Consider the following 1,774-nt stretch of genomic DNA (forward strand, 5'->3'; position numbering starts at 1 on the left):
GTGCGGGGGCGTACTGGGGCCACAGGCCGTACCAGGGGCACGGGCCACGAATCCGTCGATGTTCCACCCATGAGCACCCGCCGGGAGACGAACGCTCCCGCAGCAGGCTGCTGCTCCCCCCACGCCGGCACGGCCCATGCGGGCCGCCCCCGGCCAGGGGCGCTGCTCCTTAGAAAGGAGGTGATCCAGCCGCACCTTCCGGTACGGCTACCTTGTTACGACTTAGTCCCAATCGCCAGTCCCACCTTCGACGGCTCCCTCCCACAAGGGGTTGGGCCACCGGCTTCGGGTGTTACCGACTTTCGTGACTTGACGGGCGGTGTGTACAAGGCCCGGGAACGTATTCACCGCAGCGTTGCTGATCTGCGATTACTAGCGACTCCGACTTCATGGGGTCGAGTTGCAGACCCCAATCCGAACTGAGACCGGCTTTCTGGGATTGGCTCCACCTCACAGTATCGCAACCCTTTGTACCGGCCATTGTAGCATGCGTGAAGCCCAAGACATAAGGGGCATGATGATTTGACGTCGTCCCCACCTTCCTCCGAGTTGACCCCGGCAGTCTCCCATGAGTCCCCACCCGAAGTGCTGGCAACATGGAACGAGGGTTGCGCTCGTTGCGGGACTTAACCCAACATCTCACGACACGAGCTGACGACAACCATGCACCACCTGTGAACCGGCCCCGAAGGGAAGCCCCATCTCTGGGACGGTCCGGCACATGTCAAGCCTTGGTAAGGTTCTTCGCGTTGCATCGAATTAATCCGCATGCTCCGCCGCTTGTGCGGGCCCCCGTCAATTCCTTTGAGTTTTAGCCTTGCGGCCGTACTCCCCAGGCGGGGCACTTAATGCGTTAGCTGCGGCGCGGAAACCGTGGAATGGCCCCCACACCTAGTGCCCAACGTTTACGGCATGGACTACCAGGGTATCTAATCCTGTTCGCTCCCCATGCTTTCGCTCCTCAGCGTCAGTTACAGCCCAGAGACCTGCCTTCGCCATCGGTGTTCCTCCTGATATCTGCGCATTTCACCGCTACACCAGGAATTCCAGTCTCCCCTACTGCACTCCAGCCTGCCCGTACCCACTGCAGACCCGGGGTTGAGCCCCGGGCTTTCACAGCAGACGCGACAAACCGCCTACGAGCTCTTTACGCCCAATAATTCCGGATAACGCTCGCGCCCTACGTATTACCGCGGCTGCTGGCACGTAGTTAGCCGGCGCTTCTTCCGCAGGTACCCTCACCACCGAAGCGGCTTGTTCCCTGCCGAAAGGGGTTTACAACCCGAAGGCCGTCATCCCCCACGCGGCGTCGCTGCATCAGGCTTCCGCCCATTGTGCAATATTCCCCACTGCTGCCTCCCGTAGGAGTCTGGGCCGTGTCTCAGTCCCAGTGTGGCCGGTCACCCTCTCAGGCCGGCTACCCGTCGTCGCCTTGGTAGGCCATCACCCCACCAACAAGCTGATAGGCCGCGAGCCCATCCAAGACCGCACAAGGCTTTCCACCCCCCACCATGCGGCAAGGGGTACTATCCGGTATTAGACCCAGTTTCCCAGGCTTATCCCAGAGTCAAGGGCAGGTTGCTCACGTGTTACTCACCCGTTCGCCACTAATCCACCCCGAAGGGCTTCATCGTCCGACTTGCATGTGTTAAGCACGCCGCCAGCGTTCATCCTGAGCCAGGATCAAACTCTCCGTCAAAGAACACGCCAACCAGGAACCCCAGGAAAATGAGGCACCCCGGCCGGCAGAAAATGATCCGGCATCAAACACCCG

The 1,774-nt window shown here is 60.9% G+C and carries 1 rRNA gene; it reads right to left on the reverse strand.

The window, feature by feature from the left end:
- Positions 1–173 precede the first annotated feature (173 nt).
- Positions 174–1,699: ribosomal RNA gene (locus tag J2W21_RS19735) — 16S ribosomal RNA — on the reverse strand.
- Positions 1,700–1,774: the final 75 nt, after the last annotated feature.

This window comes from Sinomonas atrocyanea (assembly GCF_030811715.1).
Taxonomy (GTDB): Bacteria; Actinomycetota; Actinomycetes; order Actinomycetales; family Micrococcaceae; genus Sinomonas; species Sinomonas atrocyanea_A.